Here is a 21,812-nt window from a genome sequence, read left to right as displayed (position 1 = left end):
CCGCACCCGCCGCCACGAGGGACGACGGGGCGGCAGCGCGACGGGGGCACGACCCGGGCTCGGGACGGGGAGGAGGCCGAGGAGGCCCCGTCCGCGGCCGGTCACGGCCGTCGCGCGGAACCGGCCCCGCACCCGAGCGGGTGCGGGGCCGGACGGGCCGCAACGGGGCCGGGGCCAGAACGGACGGGTCACCAGGCGACGTGCAGGGCCACCGGGTAGCGCCAGATCGACGTGGCGCTCCACCGCACCTCGTCGGCCGGCTTGGCCAGCCTCAGGGTCGGGAAGCGGCGCAGCAGCTCCCTGAAGGCCACCTGCAGCTCCATGGTCGCCAGGGGCGCGCCCAGGCAGTGGTGGCCGCCCCAGCCGAAGGTCATGTGGGGCGTCCCGGAGCGGTCCAGGTCCAGTTCGTCGGGGCGGTCGAACTTCTCGGGGTCGCGGTTGGCCGTCAGATAGGACACGTGGACGACGTCCCCGGCGCGGATGAGCACGCCGCCCATCTCCACGTCCTCGGTGGCGATCCGGGGGATGCCGACGCCCTTGCGGAACGGGATGTACCGCAGCATCTCCTCGATGGCCTGCGGGATGCGGTCCGGGTGCTCGCGCAGCAGGGCCAGCTCGCGCGGGCGGGTGAGCAGGGTGTAGGCGATGTTGCCGATCTCGTTGGACGTGGTGTCCTGGCCCGTGATGAGCAGGACCATGGCCATGACGGCGAGTTCCTTGTCGTTGAGGATCTCGTCCCCGTCCCGGGCCGTGGCCAGCACGCTGACCAGGTCGTCACCCGGATGGGCGCGCCGTTCCGCGGTGAGCTTGGTGAAGTACTCCCGCAGGTAGGCCTTGGAGCGGACGGCGTTGTCCCGGTTGTCGGGGCTGAAGTCCATCAGGGTGCGGGCGTGGCCGCGCAGTTCCCAGCTGTCCTCGTCGGGGATGTCGAGCACCTCGCAGATGGCGGCCAGCGGGAGCGGGGCCGCGAGGTGCTCGACGAGGTCGGCCGGCGAGCCGCTCTCCTCCATGCCGTCGAGGAGCTCCGCGACGACCCGCTCGATGCTGGGGCGCATGTGCTCGACGTTCCGGGGGGTGAAGCCCTTGGAGACCAGAGAGCGCAGCCGGCTGCTGTCCGGGGGGTCCATCACATTGATGGCCTCGTCCTGGACGATCGGCTCCGGCGTCATACGGGGGAAGTCCTTGCCGATGACGGCCGCGCGGCTGAAGCGCCGATCGGTCGTCACCGTCCGGACGTCCTCGTACCGCGTCACGAGCCAGGCCTCACCCTCGCCGTGCGGCAGCTTGATGCGGGTAATCGGCTCGTTCTCCAGGAAGTACTTCAGCTGCGGGTCGAATTCGAGGGCTTCGGCGAAGTCGAAGGGGCAGTTCCGCGCTGAGGAACCGGATTTCATGCGAATACTCCAGTGCGCCTGGGCGTCGGGGGACATATCACAACCAATCCCCCGGGCGCGCCGGTGACCACTGCAGGCGGCCCATCCGGGCGATTCCTGCGGCGCCCATGCCGCGACGTGCCGCGACCCACGCCGCGCCCCGCACCCTGGTGCCGGGCGGGTGGGGGGACCGCGTACACGGCCCCGCCCCACCCACCCGTGACGGACGCCGCGCCCCGGGGATCACGGGGCGCGGCGCGTACTCGGGACAGGCGTCAGTAGTAGTGGCGGCGCCCGCCGACGGCGTGACCCACGGCGCCCAGGACCCAGAGCACGAGCCCGACGAGCACGAGGATGATTCCCAGGGTCCACAGGATGGAGATCCCGGTGAGGAACCCGATGATGAGCAGGATGATGCCGAGGATGATCATGATGTTGTTCTCCCTTGCTCGGCCCTGGGCGCCGTCGCCATGTGCGGGGCGGCGGTGCCGCTGGAGCGCGGACCCCGGGCACTGACCGCGAGTCGCGGTCGGTCGGGCCCTCGCAGAAGCGTCTGCCGTCGATGTCGCCTTCCGTCCACGCCTTCACAGTGAACCCGGCGGCCTCGCTTACTCGCCCCTTTCGGTACACGGATCGGCTACCCGGCATCCCGCGGTTCATGACTACCGGTTGCCGACCGGCGCGGGCTCGGCGGCTCGCTCGGCCCGGCGGCGTCGGGCGGCGCCGCTTCGCGTCCCCCGCGTCCCGCCGCGTCCCGGTACGCGGACCGGGACGCGTGCCGGGTCCGCCGTCGCGGCAGGGCCTTCACCCGCCGCCCGCGGGCCAGGGCGCCGGCCGCGGGATCCGGACGGCGGGGCGCGTCGGCGGGGCCCGTCGGGCCGCTCGGCGCCGAACGCCCCTGCCGCCGAAGGGATCCCCCTGCCGCCTCCGCCGGATCGGCGCCGGCGCGGTCGGACGCGGGTCCCATGTGCCCCGTCCGATCGCATGGTTGTGCCACGTCGTCGCGGGCGGCGGAGCATCTGGCCGCAGTGACTGGGGACGGGAGGCGATCGGCGCGGGCTTCGCCGCGCGCGGCGCGGCCCCCGCCGACGTCAGGCGTCCTTCGGGCGCGCAATGAGGAGGGCCACGTCGTCGCGGTCGTCCGGGTGGCGGAGCTCCGCGAGCAGGCGGTCGCAGGTCTCCTCGACCGGCTCGTCGGGGATGTCCAGGAGATGGAGCAGATCCTCGAGGCGCTCGTCGATGGCGCGGTCGCGGGTCTCGACCAGTCCGTCGGTGTAGAGGACGAGGCGGTCCCCCGGAACGAGGTCGACGTCGGTGCTCTCGAAGGGCGCGTCGCCGACGACGCCCAGCGGGGTGCCGGTGGGCAGGTCGAGCAGTGCGGGGGGCTTGCCGGGCCGTACGACGGCAGGGGGCAGATGGCCGGCGTTGGCGAGGCAGCAGACTCCTCGGGCGGGGTCGTACACCGCGTAGACGCAGGTGGCGATGTAGGGGTCGAGCCCGTCGGTGATCCGGTCGAGGTGGCCGAGCACCTGGGCCGGGGCGAGGCCGAGGCCGGCGAGGGTGGAGGTGGCGGTGCGCAGCCGTCCCATGGTGGTGGCCGCGGGCACACCGCTGCCCATGACGTCGCCGATGACGAGGGCGACCCGGCCGTCGCCGAGGGGGATCACGTCGTACCAGTCGCCCCCTACTTCGCTGCTGGCCTGGGCCGCGCAGTAGCGGGCGGCGAGTTCCAGACGGGGGTGGGCCGGAGGGAGTTGCGGCAGGAGGCTGCGCTGCAGGGTCTCCGCGGTGCTGCGCAGGCGCTGGTGGAGGCGGGCGTTGTCGATGGACACCGCCGCGCGGGAGGCCAGTTCGCCGGCGAGGGTCTGGTCGTCCTCGTCGAAGGGCTCGCAGGTGCGGGAGCGCGCCATGCCGAGGACGCCGAGGATCCGGCCGCGGGCGCGGAGCGGGACGGCCATGGCCGTGTGCACGCCTGCCCGGGCGAGCAGTGAGGCGCCGTCGGCGTCGCGGGCGATCCGCAGCAGGCTCCGACAGTCGGCGTGGGTGATCAGACCCGGACGGCCGGTGCCCAGGCACTGCGCGGCCAGGTGGTCGGGAGCGTAGGAGACCAGACGGCCCGGTGCGCCGAAGGAGCCGGCCGCCTCGACGGCCTCGGTGCCCTTGGTTGCGACCGCGCGGAAACGGGGGTGCTCGAGGCCGGGCTCGCCACCGTCGTCGCGCAGCACGGAATCCAGGACGTCGACCTCGGCGAAGTCCGCCAGCTCGGGTACGACGACGTCGGCGAGTTCCCGCGCGGTCTGCTCCACCTCCAGGGAGGTGCCGATACGGGCGGAGCCGTCGGCGATCACGGCGAGCCGCCACCGGGCGCGGTCGGCCTCCTGAGCCGAGCGGTGCCGGTCGGTGACGTCCACCACGCAGGTCCCGACGCCCAGGACGCGGCCGTCGCGGTCGTCCAGGCGGAAGTAGGAGACCGACCAGGCCCGGTCGGCGGTCGGGTCGGCGGGGGTCCGGCCGACGACGTACCGGTCGACGATCGGCGTACCCGTGCGCAGGACCTGCCGGAGCGCGTTCTCGGCCATGCGGAACCGGGCGCCGGGGAGCACCTCGCGGAAGGTGCGCCCGATGTGGTCGGCCATGGGGAGGCCGTGCATCGCCGCCAGGGCGGGGTTGACGGACAGCCAGCGCAGGTCGTCGTCGAGCACCCCGAGGCCGATCGGCGACTGGGCGACGAGCTCGAGGGAGAGGGCGACGCCGCGTTCCCGCCGCTGCTCCTTGGGGCGGTCGGTGACCATGCCGAGGCCGAAGACGCGGCCGCGGCTGTCCGTCAGGCGGACGGTACGGAACTCCGCGATCCGGGTGCTGCCGTCCTTGTGGCGCGCGGGGAACTCCGCCGTCCAGCTCCGGCCGGTCTCCAGCACCTCCGCGAACAGCTTCCGGGCGTCGTCGCGGTGCGCGGGCCGGACGAGCAGCGACACGGCGTCGCGGCCGACCGCCTCGTCCGCGGTGTAGCCGAACAGCCGCTCCGCTTGGGGGCTCCACATGTCGATGCGCCCGTCCGACCCGAGCAGGACCGCGGCGGCTCCCAGGGGGTCCGTGAGTCCGCCGGGGCCGGGCGCCCCGCCCTCGAGCCGAGCGGCGTCCTCAAGCCGGTCGGCGCCGAGCGGTGGCCGCGCTTCACTCATCGCAGGCTCCTCTTCGCCCGCCCCTTCGCCGGCCTTCTCCTCGCATTCCGTCCGTCCGTATACCCCGGCTTCGGCGAGTGAGTCCTGCGTCGGCGCCCGCGGGCGGAGTGGCGGAGCGCGCGCGACCGTGTTTCCCGGCCGCCTTCGGGGGCAGGCGCTGGTCTTGCACGAGAACCGAACGTGAGGGAGGACCCATGACTGCCACGTTTCCGGACGGCCGCCGCGTCCTGGCGGTCGTCAGCAACTACGGGGTCGAGCAGGACGAGCTGGTCGTCCCCGTCGAGCATCTCCGCGACCAGGGCGCCGACGTCACCGTCGCCGCGACGCGCCGCGAGCCCGTGCAGACGCTCGTCGGGGACAAGGACCCCGGCAAGGTCGTGGAACCGGACACCAGCCTCGACGAGGTCGATCCCACCGGCTTCGACCTGCTGCTGATACCCGGCGGCACGATCAACGCCGACAACCTGCGGCTGCAGGGAAAGGCGATGGACGTCGTACGCGCGTTCGCCTCGTCCGGGCGGCCCATCGCGGCGATCTGCCACGGCCCATGGGCGCTGGTCGAGGCCGGCGTCGCGAAGGGCAAGACGCTCACCTCGTACGCCTCGGTGCGAACGGACCTGCTCAACGCCGGCGCGGCCTCCTGGGTCGACGAACCGGTGGTGAGCGACGCCTCCGCCGGGTACCCGCTGGTCACCTCGCGCACACCGAAGGACCTGGACGCCTTCCTGGGCGAGGTCGACAAGGTCCTCGCCGGCTCCTGAGCGTCGCCGCGGTCGCGTCAGGGCTCGATGAGCCCGGCGCGGATCGCATAGCGCGTCAGTTCCAGGCGGTCGCGCAGACCGAGCTTCTGCAGGAGGTTGGCGCGGTGGCGCTCGACCGTCTTGATGCTGATGAAGAGCAGGTCGGCGATCTCCTGGGAGGTGTGTCCCTCGGCGACCAGCTTGAGGATCTCCTCCTCGCGCTCGGTGATGGCGCGGGCGGGCAGCGGCTCCCCCTGGCGGGCGCGTTCGAGGTAGGTGCGGATCAGGGTGGTCACGGCACCGGGATAGATGAAGGGCTCGTCGCGTACGGCCGCCCGGCAGGCCGCGACCAGGTCGCGGTCGGCGACGGACTTCAGGACGTATCCGCTGGCTCCGGCCTTGAGCGCCTCGAAGAAGTACTGCTCGTTGTCGTACATCGTCAGGATGAGGATGCGCAGGCCGGGGCGGACCCTGCTGAGCTCCCGGGCGGCCTGCAGGCCGGTCATGCGGGGCATGGCGATGTCCAGAACGGCCAGGTCGACGGGCTCCTCGCGGGCCTTGGCGACGGCTTCGGCGCCGTCCCCGGCCTCGGCGACGACGGTCAGGTCCGGCTCGCCGTCCAGGATCAGCCGGACGCCCCGGCGCACCAGCGCGTGGTCGTCGGCGAGGAGGATGCGGGTGGGCGGCGGCTGCGTCATCGCGGGCCGCCCGCCGCCGGCTCGGGTACCTCGAGGCGGACGTCGGTGCCGCCGCCCCGGGCGGGAGCGATGGTCAGCGAGGCGCCGATGAGCAGGGCCCGTTCGCGCATGCCGCGGATGCCCGCGCCCTCGGCGACCTCGCCGATGCCCTTGCCGTCGTCCCGGACGAGGAGCACGGCCCCGCCGCCGGGGAGGGGGTCGAGATGGAGCTCCACCCGGTCCGCTCCCGAGTGCCGGGCCGCGTTGGTGACCGCCTCCTGGGCCACCCGGTAGAGCACGAGCTCGGTCTCGTGGTCGAACGCGGGCAGCGTCGGCCCCGAGTGGTCCGCGACCGTGAGGCCGGGGCTGGTGAACTCTCCGGCCAGGGCGCGCAGGGCGCTGTGCAGTCCGAGTTCCTCCAGGACGCCGGGGCGCAGTCGCCGCGCGATGCGGCGGATCTCGTCCAGCCCGACACGCGTCGTCTCCTGCACCTGCCGCAGGTCCTCCCCCAGGGGAGCGGGGGCCTGCTCCGCGCTGCGTCCCAGCTGCAGGACGACGGCGGTGAGGGTCTGACCGACCTCGTCGTGCAGTTCCCGGGCGATGCGCTGCCGTTCGGCCTCCTGCGCGGACAGCACGCGGGCGCTGGTGGCGGCGCGCTCGGCCTCCAGGCGGTCGAGCATGGTGTTGAACGTGGTGATCAGCGTGGACACCTCGCTCGGGCCGGTCACGGCGGGGCGGCTGCCGGGGCGGAGCAGGTCGGCGGAGTTCATCGCCCGGCTCAGCCGCTGCAGCGGCGCGAGCCCGACGCGCAGCAGCAGCGCGTTGGCCACGAGCATGGCGGCCAGTCCCACGCCCAGCACCAGGGCCTCGCCGAGCAGCACGGGGGTGGAGACCGTGACGGGGCCGAGCAGCAGCACCGCGGCGCCGACCAGCACCGCGCCGTTCAGCAGGAAGATCCGCCAGTACAGCGACATGGTCCCGCCTTCCTCGGGCGTCTGCTGCCCCTCTCCGCCGACGCTACCGTGACGTCTGCGCGAGCTGCCGCTCTCCGATGCCACGCCGGCGGGAATAGGCGCCCCCCTCCAGCCTGCCCCCGGCCCCGCAGGCCGCACCATCGGGGCGAACACCCAATTACGGGCGCCGGGAATGGGTGCCGAACCCGATGGTTCCGCGCGCTGGCGCGGGCGACGGTGGAGACACAGGGCCACCGATTCGGGAGGAGGGGCACCATGCCGCACCCGAACCAGGGCATCGAGGACATCGAAGCCGAGCTCCAGCGTAGCGACCCCCGCTTCGCCGAGGGGTTGCGGACCGGGCGCCCGTGCGCGCCGCGCGAGTACCGGCGGCGGCTCGGGTGGTTCCTGGTGGTGGCCGCGCTCGTCTGGATCCTGATCGGCATGGCGCTGCCGCAGGGGCTGCTGCTGGCGGCCGGACTCGTCCTCGGCGGTGTCGGAGCGAGCGTTCTGGACACCCGGTACGACACCGCGAGGAGGGGCCGCCGGCGGAGGTGACCCGGGGCCGGGGGCGGGCGCCCCTGGGCCCCAGGGGCGGCGGACCGCTCCCCGCTTGTTCGCGGGGCCCGCGTGTGGCGTCTTTGCGCACGGCTGAGGCGGGCTATTGTGCTGCCGACCGGAAAATTGCGCAAATCGTCACATTTGGGAGCCTTACGTGATCGAAGGCATCGGCAGGCGCCGTTTTCTCGCCGCGGGGGCAGCCGTCGTCGGGGCGGGTGCGACGAGCAGGGCCTGGGCGGGCACTCCGCTGGCCGATGTACCACCGGGCGGAGTCCTGCGCAGCAAGGCCCGGCTCCCCCACCCCTTCCAGGTACCCCTGCCGGTCCCGCCGGTCCTCCAGCCCACGTTGCGCACCGCGACGACGGACTACTACCACATGACCCAGCGCGAGGCGAGGCTGGAGATCCTCCCGGGGCTGCGCACCAGCTGCTGGACGTACGACGGGGTGTTCCCCGGGCCCACGATCGTCTCCCGCTCGGGACGCCGTACGGTCGTCACGCATCGCAACGAACTGCCCCAGCCGACCGTGGTCCACCTGCACGGCGGTCACACGCCCGCCGACAGCGACGGCTACCCGATCGACCTGACGATGCCGGTCGGCAGCCGCATGTCGTACGACGACGCGATGGCCGGCATGCCGGAGATGCACGGATCGTCCGGGCACCTGACCCATGGCCAGCGCAGCTACACCTACCCGATGCTGCAGCGCGCGGCGACCCTCTGGTACCACGACCACCGCATGGGCTACACCGGTCCGGCGGTGTACCGCGGCCTGGCCGGCTTCCACCTGCTGACGGACGACGAGGAGGACAGGCTCGACCTGCCGCGCGGCTCCCGCGACATCCCGCTGCTGCTGACGGATCGGGCGTTCGCCGAGAACGGGGCGCTGCTGTACCCGGCGATCGACTCGGGCATGCACAAGCCGGGCGTCGTGCACGCGCACCACTTCGGCATGATGGGCGACGTCATCCTGGTCAACGGCGCCCCATGGCCCGTACACCGGGTCAAGCGGCAGCGCTACCGGCTGCGGTTCCTCAACGGCTGCAACGTACGGGACTTCCGTCTGGAATTGGACCCGCCGCCGCCGGGCGGCAAGGGCCTGCTGCAGATCGGCAGTGACGGCGGACTGCTCGGCAGCCCGCTGCCCCACGACAGCCTGCGCATGGCCCCCGCCGAACGGTTCGACGTCATCGTGGACTTCGCCCGCTACCGGCCGGGCACCAAGGTGCGGCTGATCAACCGGTTCGGCAGCGGCAGCACCGCGCAGGTCATGCGCTTCGACGTCTCGCCGTCCACCCGGAAGCCGCACGACGACACCCACATCCCCAAGCGGCTGTCGCGCTACCCGGCGACCGTCCTCGACCCCTCCAAGGCCGTGGCGCACCGGACCTTCGCCTTCCGGCACTCGCAGGACGGCTGGACGATCAACGGCTATCCCTACAAGCCCGGTCGCTCGCTGGCCCGGGTGAAGCTCGGAACGATCGAGATCTGGAAGTTCACCTCGGTGTTCTTCCACTCGGTGCACGTGCACCTGGACGCGTTCCGGGTGCTGTCCCGCAACGGCAAGAAGCCGGGCGCGTTCGACGCGGGCTGGAAGGACACGGTCGCGACGGGCCCGGGCGAGACCGTCGAGGTGGCGGTCCGCTTCACCGACTACCCGGGCACGTTCATGATGCACTGCCACAACCTCGAGCACGAGGACATGGCGATGATGGCGGACTTCACCACGTACTGACACCGACGCCGCAGACACGGCCCCGGGCCCGGCCCGGACGCGGCGCCGCAAGCCGCGTCCGGGCCGCAGTCGTCACCGGCCGGCGGTCGGACCGCCCGGCGGACCGGGCTCCGTGCCGCCGGGCGGCGGGCTCTGCTCTCCCGGCGGGCCGGGGGTTCCGGTCCCCGGGCCGCTTGGAGCGGGTCCTGTGCCGGACGGCGGGGACGGCGGGGCGGTCCCTCCACGCTCCCCCGTCGGCGTGGCGGGGCGGTCCGGGCCGCCGCCCTCTTCCGGGGCGGCCGGGGAGCCGCCGCCTCGGGGCGGGGCCGGCGGGCTGCCGGACGGGGCGCCGCCCGGCGGGGTCGTCGGCCGGTCCCCGCCGGCCGTGCCGTCGCCGCTGGTACGGGTGAACCAGGCGCCGGTGTCCGGGTCGCGGACGGCGAACTCCTCCAGCGGCTTCGGCGCCGGGGCCACCACGACCGTCCGCGAGGGCTGGTAGCCGGGCCACGCGGTGCCGACGGTCGTGACGGCGCCCTTCTGCTCGACCGGGCGGGTCAGGGGATTCCCGCAGGCGCAGCGCACCCGTGGCAGGCCTCTGTGGTCCACCAGGACCGCGGTCCCGGCCTGCAGCACCGCCTGGAAGGCGGTGGGCCGACCGCCCCGGTAGCCGTGGTTGGTGACCCGGGTGTCCGCGCGGAGCTGGAGCGGGGTCAGGGCCCGCAGATACGCCGGGACGCCCGAGGGAGTGAGGCCCAGCACCCTGGCGAAGGCCTTGTTCTTCGACGGGTCCGTCGACAGGGCACTGATCTGCCGCTCGACGTCGCAGTCGGCGGCGCCGCGCGTACCGCCGTACAGCCCGGGCGTGCCGCCGTTGTAGACCTGCCGTACGGTGCCCCCCGCCGCCGAAGGGCTCGGCAGCGCCGGCGTCGCCGAGGGGGCGGTGGTCGTCTCGGCCGTGGACCGCGTGAACGGGTCGGGCCCCGCGCTGCCCGCCGACTGCAGGAAGAGCTCACCCCGCGATCCGCCCGACACCCCGCCGGGCCGGGTGAACACCACGGCCAGCGCCACCGCCGCCACGACGGCCGCGGTGATCGCGGCGACCTTGGGGACCGAGCGCCACCAGGGGTCCTGGTGCCCGCCACCGTCGCCGCCGTTCCCGTCGCCTCCGCCCCCTCCACCGCCGCCGTCCGGCGGTTCGCCCGGTGGCGGCGCCCCCACGACGACCGTCGGGGTCCGGCGCCGCCGGCCGGTCCGGTCCGGTCCGGCCGAGCCCGCCTCGCGCGTTCCGCTCCCACCCCTTCCGCCCGTCGTGTCCGGCCCGGTCAGCGGACCCGCGGGCGGGCCCCCGGGGCGGACGAAGGAGGGCGGTAGAACGCTCACCGGGCTTGCCTCCACTCGTCCTGGACCGGCACGCGGGCCCGCAGGACGGACAGCGCCCGCCGCTGAACCAGCCCCGCCTGCCGACCGCCTGCCGACCATTGTGTGCGCCCCGCTCACCGTCCCCGCAAGCCGACGTGCGCCGGGAGCCGGACCCCTCGGTGGAGGAGACCCGCGACCGGCTGCTGCGGGAGCTGCGCGGTGCCGACGCCCACGACGACGTCGCGCCGCTGATCGCCCGGGCCGACCCGCGGGGCCGCCCGGACCGGGTGCCGCCGGGCGGGTGGTGACCGCGTCGCCGGGTGGGCTCGCCGCCGGGAAGGTGGAAGGCATGGGCTACGGCCCCGGCGCACGCCCGGGCCGTACTGCCGCACGGAAAGGCGTGAGGGAATGGGACACGGCGGAAACGTGATCGCTGAGCTGCTGGCCGACCACCGCGAGGTCGAGGAGATCTTCGACCGCATGCAGTCGATGTCGACCGGCGACCCGGCGCTGCGCGAGCTGGTGGACGAGGTGACCATCGAGCTGGTGCGGCACTCGGTGGCGGAGGAGCAGTACCTCTACCCGGCCGTGCGCGAGCACGTCGAGGACGGGGAGCGCATCGCGGACAAGGAGATCGCCGACCACTCCAGGATCGAGGAACTGCTGAAGGAGCTGGAGCAGCTGCCGCCCAACGACAGCCGGTTCCACCCGCTGCTGATGCGGCTGATGGACGAGGTGACCGCGCACGTCCAGGACGAGGAGGGCACGCTCTTCCCCCGGATCAGCAGCGCCTGCTCGCCGGAGGCGCTCGACGACCTCGGCGACAAGGTGCGCCGCGCCAAGTCCCTCGCCCCCACCCGGCCCCACCCCGCCGCGCCGGACACCCCTCCCGCGAACAAGCTCCTCGCCCCGGGCGCCGGCCTCGTCGACCGCGCCCGCGACTTCGTGACCGGCCGCGGCCGGTCCTGACCGCCGGCGGCGGGGTCGGCGGCGCAGGGTTCCCGCTCCTCCCGGAACCCTGCGCCGGACCTGGCGGGAGCGCGGGCGTGATGCGGCTCATGTCGTGAAAGCGTGCTTTTGCGTACGCTGGGCGCGCCACGCACCCGACGGGCGTGGCCACCCACGCGCGCGGAGGACGGTTCGTTCGGCATGCACAGTGAGTTCTCGTCGGTCGTAGCCGCTGCCGCCCGGTGGCTGCTGTCCGCCTACCCGGCGACCGGCGGCGCGCTCAGCCGCGCCCTCGCCGAGGCCCAGGCCCGCCAGGCCGCCATGGTCGCCGCCGCGCTGCGCTATCCGACCGCGCTGGACGCGGCCCTGCTCGGGCTGCTCGCGCCCGGCGGTGCCGACCGGCTGGACCGGCTCGTCGGCGCAGGGGGCGCCGCCGAGGACACCGGGGATCCCGGGGACCCGGGGAGCGGCTGGCGTACCTGGGTGGACGAGGTCGTCGTCAGCTGGGCCGCATGCCTGCTCTCCGACCCGGCTCTGGCCGCCTCCGCGGTCAGCGCCGCGGCGGCGACCGGGCACGGCCCGTCCCTGGCGGGCGACGCCCTCCGGCTCACCGCCCCCGGTGCCCACGACCGCGCGGCGTCCGCTCTGCTGCGGCACCCCGATCTCGTCGCCCCGATAGCGGGCCTGCACCGCGCGGACCTGGCCGCGCTGCTGGCGGCGCGGCCGCTCGACGGCTTCCCGACGTAGACCCGGTTCCCGCCGCGCCCAGCCCAGTGCCCCGATGCGGCCCGACGTGCGCAGGTGTACGCCGACTCTGCCCGGGAAAGCGCAGGAGATGCCACTACGTGATGCCGTGACCTGGCTGACCGACCGGAGCCGGGACCCCGTCGTCACCCTGACCGTGCGGGCGACCGTCGCCGCGACCATCTCGTATGTGATCGCCCTGCACGTCAGCAGTGAGCCCGCCCCGCTGACGGCGCCGCTCACCGCCCTGCTCGTGGTGCAGGTGACGCTCTACTCGACGCTGACCACAGGCATCCGCCGGGTGAACTCGGTGGTCGTGGGCGTACTGATCGCCATCGGGTTCAGCGCGCTGGTGGGACTGACGTGGTGGAGCCTGGGGCTGATCATCCTCGCGGCGCTGGTCATCGGGCAGTTCGTGCGGGTCGGGGAGTTCGTCAACGAGGTGGCCATCAGCGCGATGCTGGTGCTCGGGGTGAGCCAGCTGACGGCGCAGGCCTGGGACCGGGTGCTGGAGACCCTCATCGGCGCGGGGGTGGGCCTGCTGCTCAACGGGCTGTTCGCGCCGCCCGTCTGGGTGGGGACCGCCGGGGAGTCCATCGAGGACCTGGCCCGCCGCATGCGTCATCTTCTCCTGTGCTGCGGCGATGAACTGGACGCCCCCGCCACCGTGGAGCGGGCCGCGGCGCGGCTGCACGAAGCACGCCGGCTGGACCAGGACGTCGCCGAGGTCGACGCCGCGCTGCGCCAGGCCGAGGACAGCCTGCGGCTCAATCCCCGCGTGAAAGAAGGGTTGTTGTCGCGGGTGGTGCTGAGGACAGGTCTGGACACCCTGGAGATCTGCGTGGTGGTGCTGCGCGTTCTGGCACGGTCACTGACCGATCTCGCCAAGCGGCGCCGCGCCGGCGAGCCGCTGTTCGACCGTGATGTGGCGGTCGCCGTCGAGGAGCTCTTCGCCCATCTCGGAGGGGCGCTCGTCAGCTTCGCCGTCCTGGTGACGACGCAGGTGAGCAGCAACGCCGAGGAGGCCGAGGCCCGGCTGGCCGCGGAGCTCGCGGCGGCCCGGGCGAGCCGGGAGAAGGTCGCCCACATACTGCTCGACCGGGTGCGGCAGCACCCGGACGCGTGGCAGTTGCACGGGGCGGTGCTCGCCGAGGTGGACCGCATCCTCGACGAACTGGCGCCGGAGCACCGTTCGCACCGGCTGATGGAGGAACTGGACGCGGCCGCCCGCGCGCAGCGGGAACGCTTCGCCGCCCTGGCCAGGCTGCGTCTCGTGGCTCGCGGTGAGCGCGTCCGGCGCCGCCGCCGCCGCGAGCCGGTCGCGACCGGCGGGGAGCGTACGGGCCGGCCGGCCGCACCCCCGGCCCGGGCGGACCGCACGGGCCGCGCGCCGGGTGGCGCGCCCCGCCCGGCGCGTGACCGTTCGCACTCGGGGTGAACGGGCCCGCGTCAGGCGTCCGCCGTCCGCGAGCCGGCAGCCCACAGCCCACAGCCCGAACGCCCGGAGGGGCCGGGCGTTCGGGCTGCGTCAATGGGTAGGCGCGCCACACGTTCCGATCACGGGAGGTGTGCCGTATGAAACACACGTCGTCCTCCGGTGGGAGGCCGCCGGTACCTCGGTCGCGATCCGGCTTCGTCGGGCGCCGCTACGAGCGCACGGGCACGGAACCCGTCACCGCGCGCAGCGCTCTCTGCCTGCGCCTGGCGCTCGTCGGGCTGTTCGCGCCGCTGTTCGTGCTGGGGACGGTGCTGTTCGCGGCGCTCGCGGCGGGAGCGGCGCCTGGTGACTCCCCCGACCAGGCCGCGTTCGTCTGGCTCGCGGTGCTGTGCGCGGGGCTCGCACTCATCGCGCTGCTCGACCTGTGGGTCATCATGCGCCGCCGGCGCCGGGAGAACCCCCGTCCGCAGCCGCCCCGTCCGTAGCGCTGGGCGGCCCTCAGCCGCGAGTGAACTCCAGCAGGTCGGCGTTGAACCGTTCGGCGAACTTGGGCACCATCGCCAGACCGTGCGGGGCTCCCTCGTACACCTTGTAGACCGCCCCCTTGACCAGCTTCGAGCTCTTCGCGCCCGCAGAGACGATGGGCACGATCTGGTCGTCGTCACCGTGCACGATCAGCGTCGGGACGTCGATCTTCTTGAGGTCCTCGGTGGTGTCGGTCTCGGAGAACGCCTTCACGCAGTCGTAGGCGCCCTTGACGCCGACCGTCATGCTCCAGAGCCAGAACTGGTCGCGTGTGCCCTGGCTGACCGTGGAATCCTCGCGGTTCGCGCCGTAGAACGGGCCGCTGAGGTCCTTGTAGAACTGGGACCGGTCCGTGGCCACGCCCTGGCGGATCTCGTCGAAGACCTCGATCGGAAGGCCCTCGGGGTTGGCGTCCGTCTTCAGCATCAGCGGCGGGATCGCCCCCAGCAGCACCGCCTTCGCCACCCGGCCCGTCCCGTGCCGCCCCATGTAGCGCGTGACCTCACCGCCGCCGGTCGAGTGGCCGACGAGGATGACGTCGCGCAGGTCGAGTTCCTCGATCACGGCCGCCAGGTCGTCGGCGTAGGTGTCGAGATCGTTGCCGTTCCACGGCTGGTCGGACCGGCCGCCGCCGCGGCGGTCGTGGGCGACGCCCCGGAAACCGTGGTCCACCATCCACTTCATCTGCGGGTCCCACGCGTCCGCGGTCAGCGGCCACCCGTGGGAGAAGACGACGGGCCGGCCGGTACCCCAGTCCTTGAAGAAGATCTTGGTCCCGTCCTTGGCTGTTGCGTACGGCATGATCCTGATGCCTCCTCGTTCCAGGGGACGCGGGGTTCAGCGGGTTCCCGAACCGCCCGGTTACGGGAACCCCGGTCCAGGCCGAATGCGCCGGTGCTCAAACCGTAATGCTGTACCGAGGTCCCGGCGCGCCGAAACCGGTGCCCGCCGGAGGCGGCACGCTCAGCCGCGCGGGGCGACGGCGGCGTCCAGCAGCGGACCGAGCTCATTTGCCACAGTGGTCAGAGCGCGCACGTCCCGCTCCGCCCTGGCGATGACGACGGCGCCCTCGATGGCGCTGATCATCAGGGTGGCCAGCGACGGTGCCCGCCCGGCGGGCACCCCCATCTCCTCCAGCGCCCCGGCGACGGGCCCGGTCCAGGTCGCGAAGGCGGCGGCCGCGGCCGACCGGGTGGCGGCGGAGGTTCCGGCGCAGTCCACGGTGGCCGCCGCGACGGGGCAGCCGCCGTCGTAACCGGAGCTCAGGAACTCCTCCGTCCACTGGCCGACCATGGCGGCGAACAGCGCGGCAGGGGTCGGCTCGGGAAGGGCGGCGAGGAAGCGTGCCACGCGGTTGCCGGCGTAGCGGCCGGCCCAGCCGACGGCCTCGTTGACCAGTTGCTCCTTGCCGCCGGGGAAGTAGTACTGCAGCGATCCCCGGGGCGCCCGCGCGTGGGCGGCGACGTCGCGCATGCCCGTCGCCGTGACGCCGCCGCGGCGGATGAGCTGCGCGGCGCTGAAGACCATGCGCTCGCGGGGACTCCGCTCGCTACCGGCCATGCCGGCCTCCCACCGCCGTCCGGTCGCGCGGGACCGGTGGCCGCCGCGCCGAGGTCTATTATGACAGCCGTCATAGCGCATGTGGCGGCCATCACACTGCGCTGATCGAGGGCCGGACGGCCGGGACGGCGGTGGGCAGTGGCGGATGTGGGCTTCATCGGTCTGGGGATCATGGGGCAGCCCATGGCGCTCCGGCTGGCCGGTTCCGGCACGCGGCTCGTCGTCTGGAACCGTACGGCCGCCCGGTGCGCCCCGCTGCGCGCGGCCGGGGCCGCGGTGGCGGACGAGCCGGGCGAGGTGTTCGACCGGGCTCACGTGGTGGTCCTGATGCTCGCCGACGGCGCCGCCGTCGACGCCGTCCTGGGGCGCGGCACTCCGGCTTTCGCCGCACGGGTGGCCGGGCGCGTCGTCGTACACATGGGGACCACCTCGCCGGAGTACTCGCGCGGCCTGGAGGCCGCCGTCACAGCGGCGGGCGGACGCTACGTCGAGGCCCCGGTCTCCGGCTCGCGCACCCCGGCCGAGGCGGGGCAGCTCGTGGCGATGCTGGCCGGCGACCCGGAAGCGGTGGATGAGGTGCGGCCGCTGCTCGCGCCGATGTTCCGGGAGTCGTTCACCTGCGGGCCGGTACCCGGGGCGCTGCTCATGAAGCTCTCGGTGAACCTCTTCCTGATCACGATGGTCACCGGGCTCACCGAGGCCTTCCACTTCGCGGAGCGGCAGGGACTGGACACCGCGCGGTTCCTCGACGTCGTGAACGCCGGGCCCATGGCCAGCGCGGTGTCGCGGGTGAAGGCGCCCAAGCTGCTGGGGCGCGACTTCGCCGCGCAGGCCGCCGCGGCGGACGTGCTGCACAACAACCGCCTCATCGCCGAGGCGGCCCGCGCGTCCGGGCTGGCCTCGCCACTGCTGGACGCCTGCCACGCCCTCTTCGACGAGACCGTGGAACTGGGCGAAGGCCGGGCGGACATGGTCGCCGTCCTGCGGGCGATCGAGGCCAGGACGGACACCGCCTGCGGCCCGACCGCGGAGGCGCCGGAGGAAGCCGGCCGACGCTGAGCGGAGCCGGCACGGCGTCGCCCGGTCCCGGCGCCGCCCGCGACGGGGCCGCGCCCGCACGGCAGCGGGGCCTCACCGGCCGCCTGCGGCGGTGTCCTGATGCCCATGCGGCGGTTCCGGCCCGGCTCGTGTCGAGCCGGGCCGGGAACCGCGCGGCGCCGCAGTAGCCCCAGGCCCGGCGGGCGGTCCGCTGGGGCGCCTCAGGCAGACAGGAGACCGGCGATGCAGGCGTCCCAGTCGATGCGTGTGCTCTCCGTGCCGAGCGGTACGAGATCCGCGGTCGCGGCCAGGAAGCGCGCGAGTTCGGCCGTGACGACCTGCAGGACGGCGGCGCCGTCCAGGCCTGCGAGGGCGATCAGGGTGTGGGCGTGGTCGTCGGGTGAGACATGGACGTCGCCGTCCCCGGCGGGGGCCGCGAGTCCGGCCAGCAGGAGCTCACGGGAGAGCACCCACTGCGACTCGGCCCCGAGGCCGAAGCGCATCCGGACGGTGTAGGGGTCGTCGGCGCGGTACTGGCAGTCCGCCGACAGATCGAGGACCCGGCCGGTCGGGGTGATCAGCCGCAGGGGCAGGTGTTCCGTGAGTGCTCGCATGGACGTCCCCTCGTGGGCCCGGTTCGGCCGCGTCACCGTGTCGCAGCGTCCTGTTGGCTGTGCGCCTGCCCCGTCAGGCGCGGTCGGGCCCGGGGCGGTCGGGAAGATTTCGTGAAGGCTCGGCACGCCGCCAGGCCGGCGGCCCGGCAGGCAGTGGCCGTACCGGTGTCGGCGGCCGGCGGTACGACCGGGCCCGCGCCCGGTACCCGCTGCGGGTACCGGGGCGGCGGGGGCGGTCGCGTCGGTGGGCGCCGACGAAGGAGAGGGCGCCACTCGCGAGGAGTGTCTCGGATGCCAGGCCGTAGCCTTCTGGGTCATGGCGACCTGAGGGCCTCAGCACCAAGCGTTCGCGATCGGGACGCCGTCCTGGCGGTCCTGCAGCAGGGCCACGATGTTGCGCGACAGTTGGTCTGCGGCGCGTTGGGCGGCCGACCTGGTCATCCCGGCAACGTGGGGGGTGAGGATCGCGTTCTCGACACCGATGAGCGGCGACGCGAACTCCGTGTGCTCGTGTTCGAAGACGTCAACGGCTGCGACCGCCAGTGGTGCGGAGGGGTCCGTCAAGGCAGCGGCGAGGGCATGTTCATCCACGACTCCGCCGCGTGACAGGTTCAGCAAGACGGCACCGGGCTTCAGACCCGCGAGCTCGGCGGCTCCGATGAGGCCGCGGGTGTGCTGGTTCAAGGGGCAGTGCAGGGACACCACGTCGGATGTGGCGAGCAGTGCGTCGAGTGAGCCCGCGCGCCGCAGTCCGCGCTCTTCGGCTTGCCGGTCGTCGAAGCGGGTGCTCCCGGCCGCGATCACCGTCATGCCCAGCGCCCTGGCCTTCCGGGACAGAGCCTGGCCGATCAGGCCGGGCCCGACGATACCCAGCGTCAGGTCCGCCAGTTCGGGGGGCAGCGCCTGCGGGTGAACGGGCCATTGGCCGGTGTGTGCACCACGGTTGTGCCGGACGACGCCGCGAATTGCCGTGAGCATCAGTGCGAGGGCGTGCTCGGCAACGGCTTCGGCGTTGCTTCCGGGTGTGTGCGTGACCTGAATGCCGAGGTCGGTCGCGGCTTGGAGGTCGATCTTGTTGACGCCTGAACCGACTTGGGCGACGACTCGAAGGCGACGCTCGAGGCTGCTCCGGGCGCCCGCTTCCAGCGTGCGCCGGGTGATCGGTAGGTTGGCTCGGGTCTTGACAGCGTCGTAACCGCGGTTGTCGCGTCCGAGTTCCCGGATCAGGGCTTCCTCGTCGAACCCGGTGAAGTCGGCATAGTCCACCTGGTCGCCCAAGTGCCGTCGGACAGCTTCCCGGTCCTCCAGACGCCACAGGTTGAGCGTGATCTGGATACCGGCCGCCGTGAGCGGTGCCAGTTCGGCAGGAAGATGCTCCGCCGGAGCAGAATCAATGATGAGGATGCGTTGCCGTCCGTCAAGCATGCTGCGGTTGTTCCTCTCGGGACTCGCCGGCCGTGGCGGATCGGCTGCCGACTCACCAGTGGGTGATGGTACCGACAGTGGCCAGCGTCAAGCCCAAGAGCCACCATCCGGGCCCAGGTCGGACGACAGCAGTCCGAGAGGGGTTTCCGTGTGCGATTCCCCCGATCACGTTGGGCAGCCGACAGCCCGTCACAGGCCGTGGGCAACGTGCGCGGTCTCCGCGACGAAGCCGTGCCTCGATGGACCCGTCCGAGCGGCCGTCCACGACGTCGCGACAGCAGGCACGACATGCGCCGGCCGCTGTCGCCGAAGGCGTTCAGGGCCGCCGTCCAGCGTGCGGTCCCTTACTCGGCTGCCCTTCCGGTCTCCGTGAGTCAGTACGGCGTTGCGATGCGACATGGCAAGGCCGCTCCTGGGCCGCTCGGCCCAGGAGGGGCCATCGAGTTGCGTTCAGGGTTCGAGCAGGACTTCCAGGAGGACCAGTACATGGCGAAGACAGAAGCAGCTGCGGCGCGGGCTCAGGCGGACGACATTCGCGGTCGCGGCGAGACCATGCTCCGCTCTCCGACGGAAGTGGATCAATAGCCTGCGTCGGACATCCTCCGTGATGGGGGAAGATCTGCCAGACGCTCCAGTGGAGGGCGCTGCAGCCGCTGCTGCCCGCAGGTCTCAAGCCTGGCCGACCGCCGGTTCACTGCAAGCGCCAGCAGATCGGCGGGACAAGGTTCGGCACGCGGACGGGCATTCCGTGGCGATTCCGCCCGCGCCCTCCCCGTCACACCTCGGCGGGTACGCGTGCGCCCGTGCCCTTGAGGCGTCCGGCGACCGTGGCCAGAATCTCGTCGGACAGTTCCGGGTCGGCGACCGCGCGGGACATCAGCAGCGCGCCGACGAGGGCGCTGAGGGTGACCATCGCGTCGGCCCTGACGTCGTCGGGGTCGTCACCCTGCGCCGCCTCACCGATCAGCTCGAGGTACCTGCGCACCTGCAGCTCGTACGACTCCTTCAACGCCTCGTCACCGCGGCCGGCGCTGGCGCCGAGGGTCACCAGGGCGCAGCCCGTTCCGGGGGCGTCCCGGTGGCGGGAGCTGAGGTAGGCGTCGATCAGCCCCGAGCGGGGCGCCTCGGGGTCCTTGCGGGCGGCCTCGGCCATCTTGTGCTCACCGTCGGCCAGGGCGAGCGCCGCCGCCTGCGCCATCAGGTCGTCGCGTGAGGAGAAGTGCTTGTAGAAGCCGCCATGCGTCAGTCCGGCTTCCTTCATGAGGTCCGCGACACCGGGGCGGGCCATGCCCTCCTCGCGGATCCGGCGGGCGGCGATCCGCAGGACCTTCTCGCGCGATTCGGCCTTGGCTGCCTGCGAGTGACCCATCGCTGACCTCCTTGGTGTGCGCGCCGGACCGACCCGGCAACGGGTGTGGATGATGCGCATCATACACCCTGACCGACAGCCCTCGCGCCCCCGACACCCCCTGCGCCACAGGGGAACGGTCGCCGTCTTTGACTTTCAGGATGATGACCACCATCCTGAAAGGGAGGATGACTCACATCATCCAGACAGTCCCGGGCGAGGCCCCCCACCGCGGCAGTCCCGCCCCTCCCGCCCGCGAGCCCTCCGCGAGGACCCATGACCACCGCAGCAACCCCATCGGACGTCAAGCGGGGAACCCTTCCCGTCTTCGCCACGGCGACGGCGATCACGGTCGCCAACATCTACTTCACCCAGCCCCTCCTCGATCAGATCGCCCGCGGCTTCGGCGTCTCCGCCTCCACCGCCGGGCTGGTCGCCACGGCCGGGCAGATCGGCTACGCGCTGGGCATCGTGGCCGTCGTCCCGCTCGCGGACCGGGCCCGGCTGCGCCGGCTGTCCCGGGTCCTGCTGTCGGTGACCGCCCTCGCGCTGCTGGCCGGCGCCGTGGCGCCGTCCGTGGCCCTGCTGGGCATGGCGACCCTCGTGCTCTCGGCGAGCACCGCACTGCCGCAGGTGATCATGCCGACCGTCGCCTCCATGGCCGCTCCCGGCCAGGCCGGACGGGCCCTGGGGGCGGTGGGCACGGGGCTGACCATGGGCGCCCTGCTCTCGCGCACCGCCTCCGGGCTCATCGCCGAGGCCGCGGGCACCTGGCGGGCCGGATTCCTGGTCGCCGCCGCGGCCACGGCGGCGCTGCTGCTGGTCCTCCCCCGCTACATGCCGGCCGGGCGCCCCGTCGGGGCCGCGGCATCGGGCGGCTACGGCCGCCTGCTCGCCTCACTCCCCCGACTGCTGGCGCGATACGCTCCGCTGCGCCTGTCGGCCGCGCTGGGGGCGACGGTCTTCGCCTCCTTCTCGGCCTTCTGGTCCACGCTCGCCTTCCATCTCACCGCGCCGCCCATCGGGCTGGGTCCGGCCGTCGTCGGCCTCTTCGGCCTATGCAGCGTTCCTGGCGCGCTGGCCGCCCGCTACTCGGGACGGCTCACCGACCGATGGGGGCCTTCCGCGGTCAACACCCTGTCCGTCGTCTCCGCGGCGGCGGCCTTCGCGCTCTTCGCCGTGGCGGGGCGGTCGCTCGTCACCTTGGCCGTGGGCTGCAACCTCCTCGGCTACGGGGTGACCAGCGGTCAGATAGCCAACCAGGCACGTGTCTTCGCCGCCGCGCCGGGAAGCCGGGGGCGGCTCAACACGGTGTACATGTTCGCCGTCTTCGGCGGCGGCGCCACCGGTTCGGGCGTCGCGGGAGTCCTGTACTCAGCCTACGGCTGGCACGGCGTGGTGGCGGGCGGAGCGGGCTTCCTGCTCCTGGCCGGCCTGGCGCTCGCCTGGTACGGCCTGCGCTCTCGAGGGACGAGCACCGGGAGCGACGACGGCGCCGGGCCCGGCCGGACGGACACCGGCACCGCCGCCGCTCCCGCCGTACGCGCGTAGCGGCGCCCCCAGCACCGTCCAGCCCCTAGATGAGTGAGTCCAAGGGATCGCCTGCGGACATA

Annotated in this window: 21 protein-coding genes; 10 read left to right on the top strand and 11 right to left on the bottom strand. The window is 73.4% G+C overall.

Annotated features, from left to right (window positions below; translation table 11 throughout):
- Window positions 1-188: 188 nt before the first annotated feature.
- The 3 genes from ACRWND_RS13440 to ACRWND_RS13430 form a co-directional block, all read right to left on the bottom strand.
- Window positions 189-1,394, bottom strand: coding sequence for a cytochrome P450 (locus ACRWND_RS13440; RefSeq protein ID WP_431948963.1), 1,206 nt, complete (start codon window positions 1,392-1,394; stop codon window positions 189-191).
- Window positions 1,395-1,648: 254 nt separating this feature from the next.
- Window positions 1,649-1,804: a DUF6131 family protein gene (locus ACRWND_RS13435; protein ID WP_431948962.1), complete on the bottom strand. Its 156-nt coding sequence runs from the start codon at window positions 1,802-1,804 to the stop codon at window positions 1,649-1,651.
- A 660-nt stretch (window positions 1,805-2,464) separates the two neighbouring features.
- Window positions 2,465-4,555: a SpoIIE family protein phosphatase gene (locus ACRWND_RS13430; protein ID WP_431948961.1), complete on the bottom strand. Its 2,091-nt coding sequence runs from the start codon at window positions 4,553-4,555 to the stop codon at window positions 2,465-2,467.
- 194 nt (window positions 4,556-4,749) lie between these two features.
- Between ACRWND_RS13430 and ACRWND_RS13425 the strand changes: the two genes are divergently transcribed.
- Window positions 4,750-5,316 carry a type 1 glutamine amidotransferase domain-containing protein gene (locus ACRWND_RS13425; protein ID WP_431948960.1) on the top strand — a complete coding sequence of 189 codons (567 nt, stop codon included), beginning with the start codon at window positions 4,750-4,752 and terminating at the stop codon, window positions 5,314-5,316.
- 17 nt (window positions 5,317-5,333) lie between these two features.
- Here the strand turns inward: ACRWND_RS13425 and ACRWND_RS13420 are convergent, their stop codons facing one another.
- Together ACRWND_RS13420 and ACRWND_RS13415 are read right to left on the bottom strand one after the other, a co-directional pair.
- Window positions 5,334-5,993 (bottom strand): response regulator, encoded by a 660-nt coding sequence (locus ACRWND_RS13420; protein ID WP_431948959.1) that lies wholly within the window; start codon window positions 5,991-5,993, stop codon window positions 5,334-5,336.
- A complete protein-coding gene (locus tag ACRWND_RS13415; protein ID WP_431948958.1) occupies window positions 5,990-6,946 on the bottom strand; it encodes a HAMP domain-containing sensor histidine kinase in 957 nt (318 codons plus the stop codon). Before ACRWND_RS13415 ends, ACRWND_RS13420 begins: the two co-directional genes overlap by 4 nt.
- Before the next feature lie 255 nt (window positions 6,947-7,201).
- Between ACRWND_RS13415 and ACRWND_RS13410 the strand changes: the two genes are divergently transcribed.
- Together ACRWND_RS13410 and ACRWND_RS13405 are read left to right on the top strand one after the other, a co-directional pair.
- Window positions 7,202-7,483 carry a DUF3040 domain-containing protein gene (locus tag ACRWND_RS13410; protein WP_431948957.1) on the top strand — a complete coding sequence of 94 codons (282 nt, stop codon included), beginning with the start codon at window positions 7,202-7,204 and terminating at the stop codon, window positions 7,481-7,483.
- Window positions 7,484-7,640: 157 nt separating this feature from the next.
- Complete coding sequence (locus ACRWND_RS13405; RefSeq protein WP_431948956.1) at window positions 7,641-9,221, top strand: multicopper oxidase family protein; 1,581 nt, start codon at window positions 7,641-7,643, stop codon at window positions 9,219-9,221.
- A gap of 72 nt (window positions 9,222-9,293) precedes the next feature.
- Here the strand turns inward: ACRWND_RS13405 and ACRWND_RS13400 are convergent, their stop codons facing one another.
- Window positions 9,294-10,580 (bottom strand): DUF6777 domain-containing protein, encoded by a 1,287-nt coding sequence (locus tag ACRWND_RS13400; RefSeq protein ID WP_431948955.1) that lies wholly within the window; start codon window positions 10,578-10,580, stop codon window positions 9,294-9,296.
- 5 nt (window positions 10,581-10,585) lie between these two features.
- Between ACRWND_RS13400 and ACRWND_RS13395 the strand changes: the two genes are divergently transcribed.
- The 5 genes from ACRWND_RS13395 (at window position 10,586) to ACRWND_RS13375 (ending at window position 14,174) form a co-directional block, all read left to right on the top strand.
- Window positions 10,586-10,867, top strand: coding sequence for a hypothetical protein (locus ACRWND_RS13395; RefSeq protein WP_431948954.1), 282 nt, complete (start codon window positions 10,586-10,588; stop codon window positions 10,865-10,867).
- Window positions 10,868-10,967: 100 nt separating this feature from the next.
- Window positions 10,968-11,528: a hemerythrin domain-containing protein gene (locus ACRWND_RS13390; RefSeq protein ID WP_431948953.1), complete on the top strand. Its 561-nt coding sequence runs from the start codon at window positions 10,968-10,970 to the stop codon at window positions 11,526-11,528.
- Between the two features lie 180 nt (window positions 11,529-11,708).
- The gene (locus ACRWND_RS13385; protein WP_431948952.1) at window positions 11,709-12,254 is read left to right on the top strand and encodes a hypothetical protein; all 546 of its coding nucleotides are present in this window, start codon (window positions 11,709-11,711) and stop codon (window positions 12,252-12,254) included.
- An 88-nt stretch (window positions 12,255-12,342) separates the two neighbouring features.
- Complete coding sequence (locus ACRWND_RS13380) at window positions 12,343-13,689, top strand: FUSC family protein (protein WP_431948951.1); 1,347 nt, start codon at window positions 12,343-12,345, stop codon at window positions 13,687-13,689.
- 137 nt (window positions 13,690-13,826) lie between these two features.
- Window positions 13,827-14,174, top strand: a complete 348-nt coding sequence (locus ACRWND_RS13375) for a DUF6343 family protein (protein ID WP_431948950.1) — start codon at window positions 13,827-13,829, stop codon at window positions 14,172-14,174.
- A 13-nt stretch (window positions 14,175-14,187) separates the two neighbouring features.
- On the opposite strand, the gene ACRWND_RS13370 is transcribed toward ACRWND_RS13375, so the two are convergent.
- The gene (locus tag ACRWND_RS13370; RefSeq protein ID WP_431948949.1) at window positions 14,188-15,015 is read right to left on the bottom strand and encodes an alpha/beta fold hydrolase; all 828 of its coding nucleotides are present in this window, start codon (window positions 15,013-15,015) and stop codon (window positions 14,188-14,190) included.
- Between the two features lie 162 nt (window positions 15,016-15,177).
- Window positions 15,178-15,774 carry a TetR/AcrR family transcriptional regulator gene (locus ACRWND_RS13365; protein WP_431948948.1) on the bottom strand — a complete coding sequence of 199 codons (597 nt, stop codon included), beginning with the start codon at window positions 15,772-15,774 and terminating at the stop codon, window positions 15,178-15,180.
- A gap of 171 nt (window positions 15,775-15,945) precedes the next feature.
- Here ACRWND_RS13365 and ACRWND_RS13360 point away from each other — a divergent pair, with 171 nt between their 5' ends.
- On the top strand, window positions 15,946-16,833 hold the full coding sequence (locus ACRWND_RS13360; protein WP_431949011.1) for an NAD(P)-dependent oxidoreductase: 888 nt from the start codon (window positions 15,946-15,948) through the stop codon (window positions 16,831-16,833).
- 200 nt (window positions 16,834-17,033) lie between these two features.
- Here ACRWND_RS13360 and ACRWND_RS13355 read toward each other — a convergent pair whose 3' ends face one another.
- The 3 genes from ACRWND_RS13355 to ACRWND_RS13345 form a co-directional block, all read right to left on the bottom strand.
- Window positions 17,034-17,426 carry an SsgA family sporulation/cell division regulator gene (locus tag ACRWND_RS13355; protein WP_431948947.1) on the bottom strand — a complete coding sequence of 131 codons (393 nt, stop codon included), beginning with the start codon at window positions 17,424-17,426 and terminating at the stop codon, window positions 17,034-17,036.
- A 333-nt stretch (window positions 17,427-17,759) separates the two neighbouring features.
- Complete coding sequence (locus ACRWND_RS13350; protein ID WP_431948946.1) at window positions 17,760-18,851, bottom strand: NAD(P)-dependent oxidoreductase; 1,092 nt, start codon at window positions 18,849-18,851, stop codon at window positions 17,760-17,762.
- A gap of 775 nt (window positions 18,852-19,626) precedes the next feature.
- The gene (locus ACRWND_RS13345; RefSeq protein WP_431948945.1) at window positions 19,627-20,220 is read right to left on the bottom strand and encodes a TetR/AcrR family transcriptional regulator; all 594 of its coding nucleotides are present in this window, start codon (window positions 20,218-20,220) and stop codon (window positions 19,627-19,629) included.
- 255 nt (window positions 20,221-20,475) lie between these two features.
- On the opposite strand from ACRWND_RS13345, the gene ACRWND_RS13340 reads away from it, so the two are divergent.
- The gene (locus ACRWND_RS13340) at window positions 20,476-21,750 is read left to right on the top strand and encodes an MFS transporter (protein WP_431948944.1); all 1,275 of its coding nucleotides are present in this window, start codon (window positions 20,476-20,478) and stop codon (window positions 21,748-21,750) included.
- Window positions 21,751-21,812: the final 62 nt, after the last annotated feature.

It is taken from the genome of Actinacidiphila sp. bgisy167 (assembly GCF_965342175.1).
Lineage (GTDB): Bacteria > Actinomycetota > Actinomycetes > Streptomycetales > Streptomycetaceae > Actinacidiphila.
This window is presented reverse-complemented; position numbering and strand designations above follow the sequence as displayed.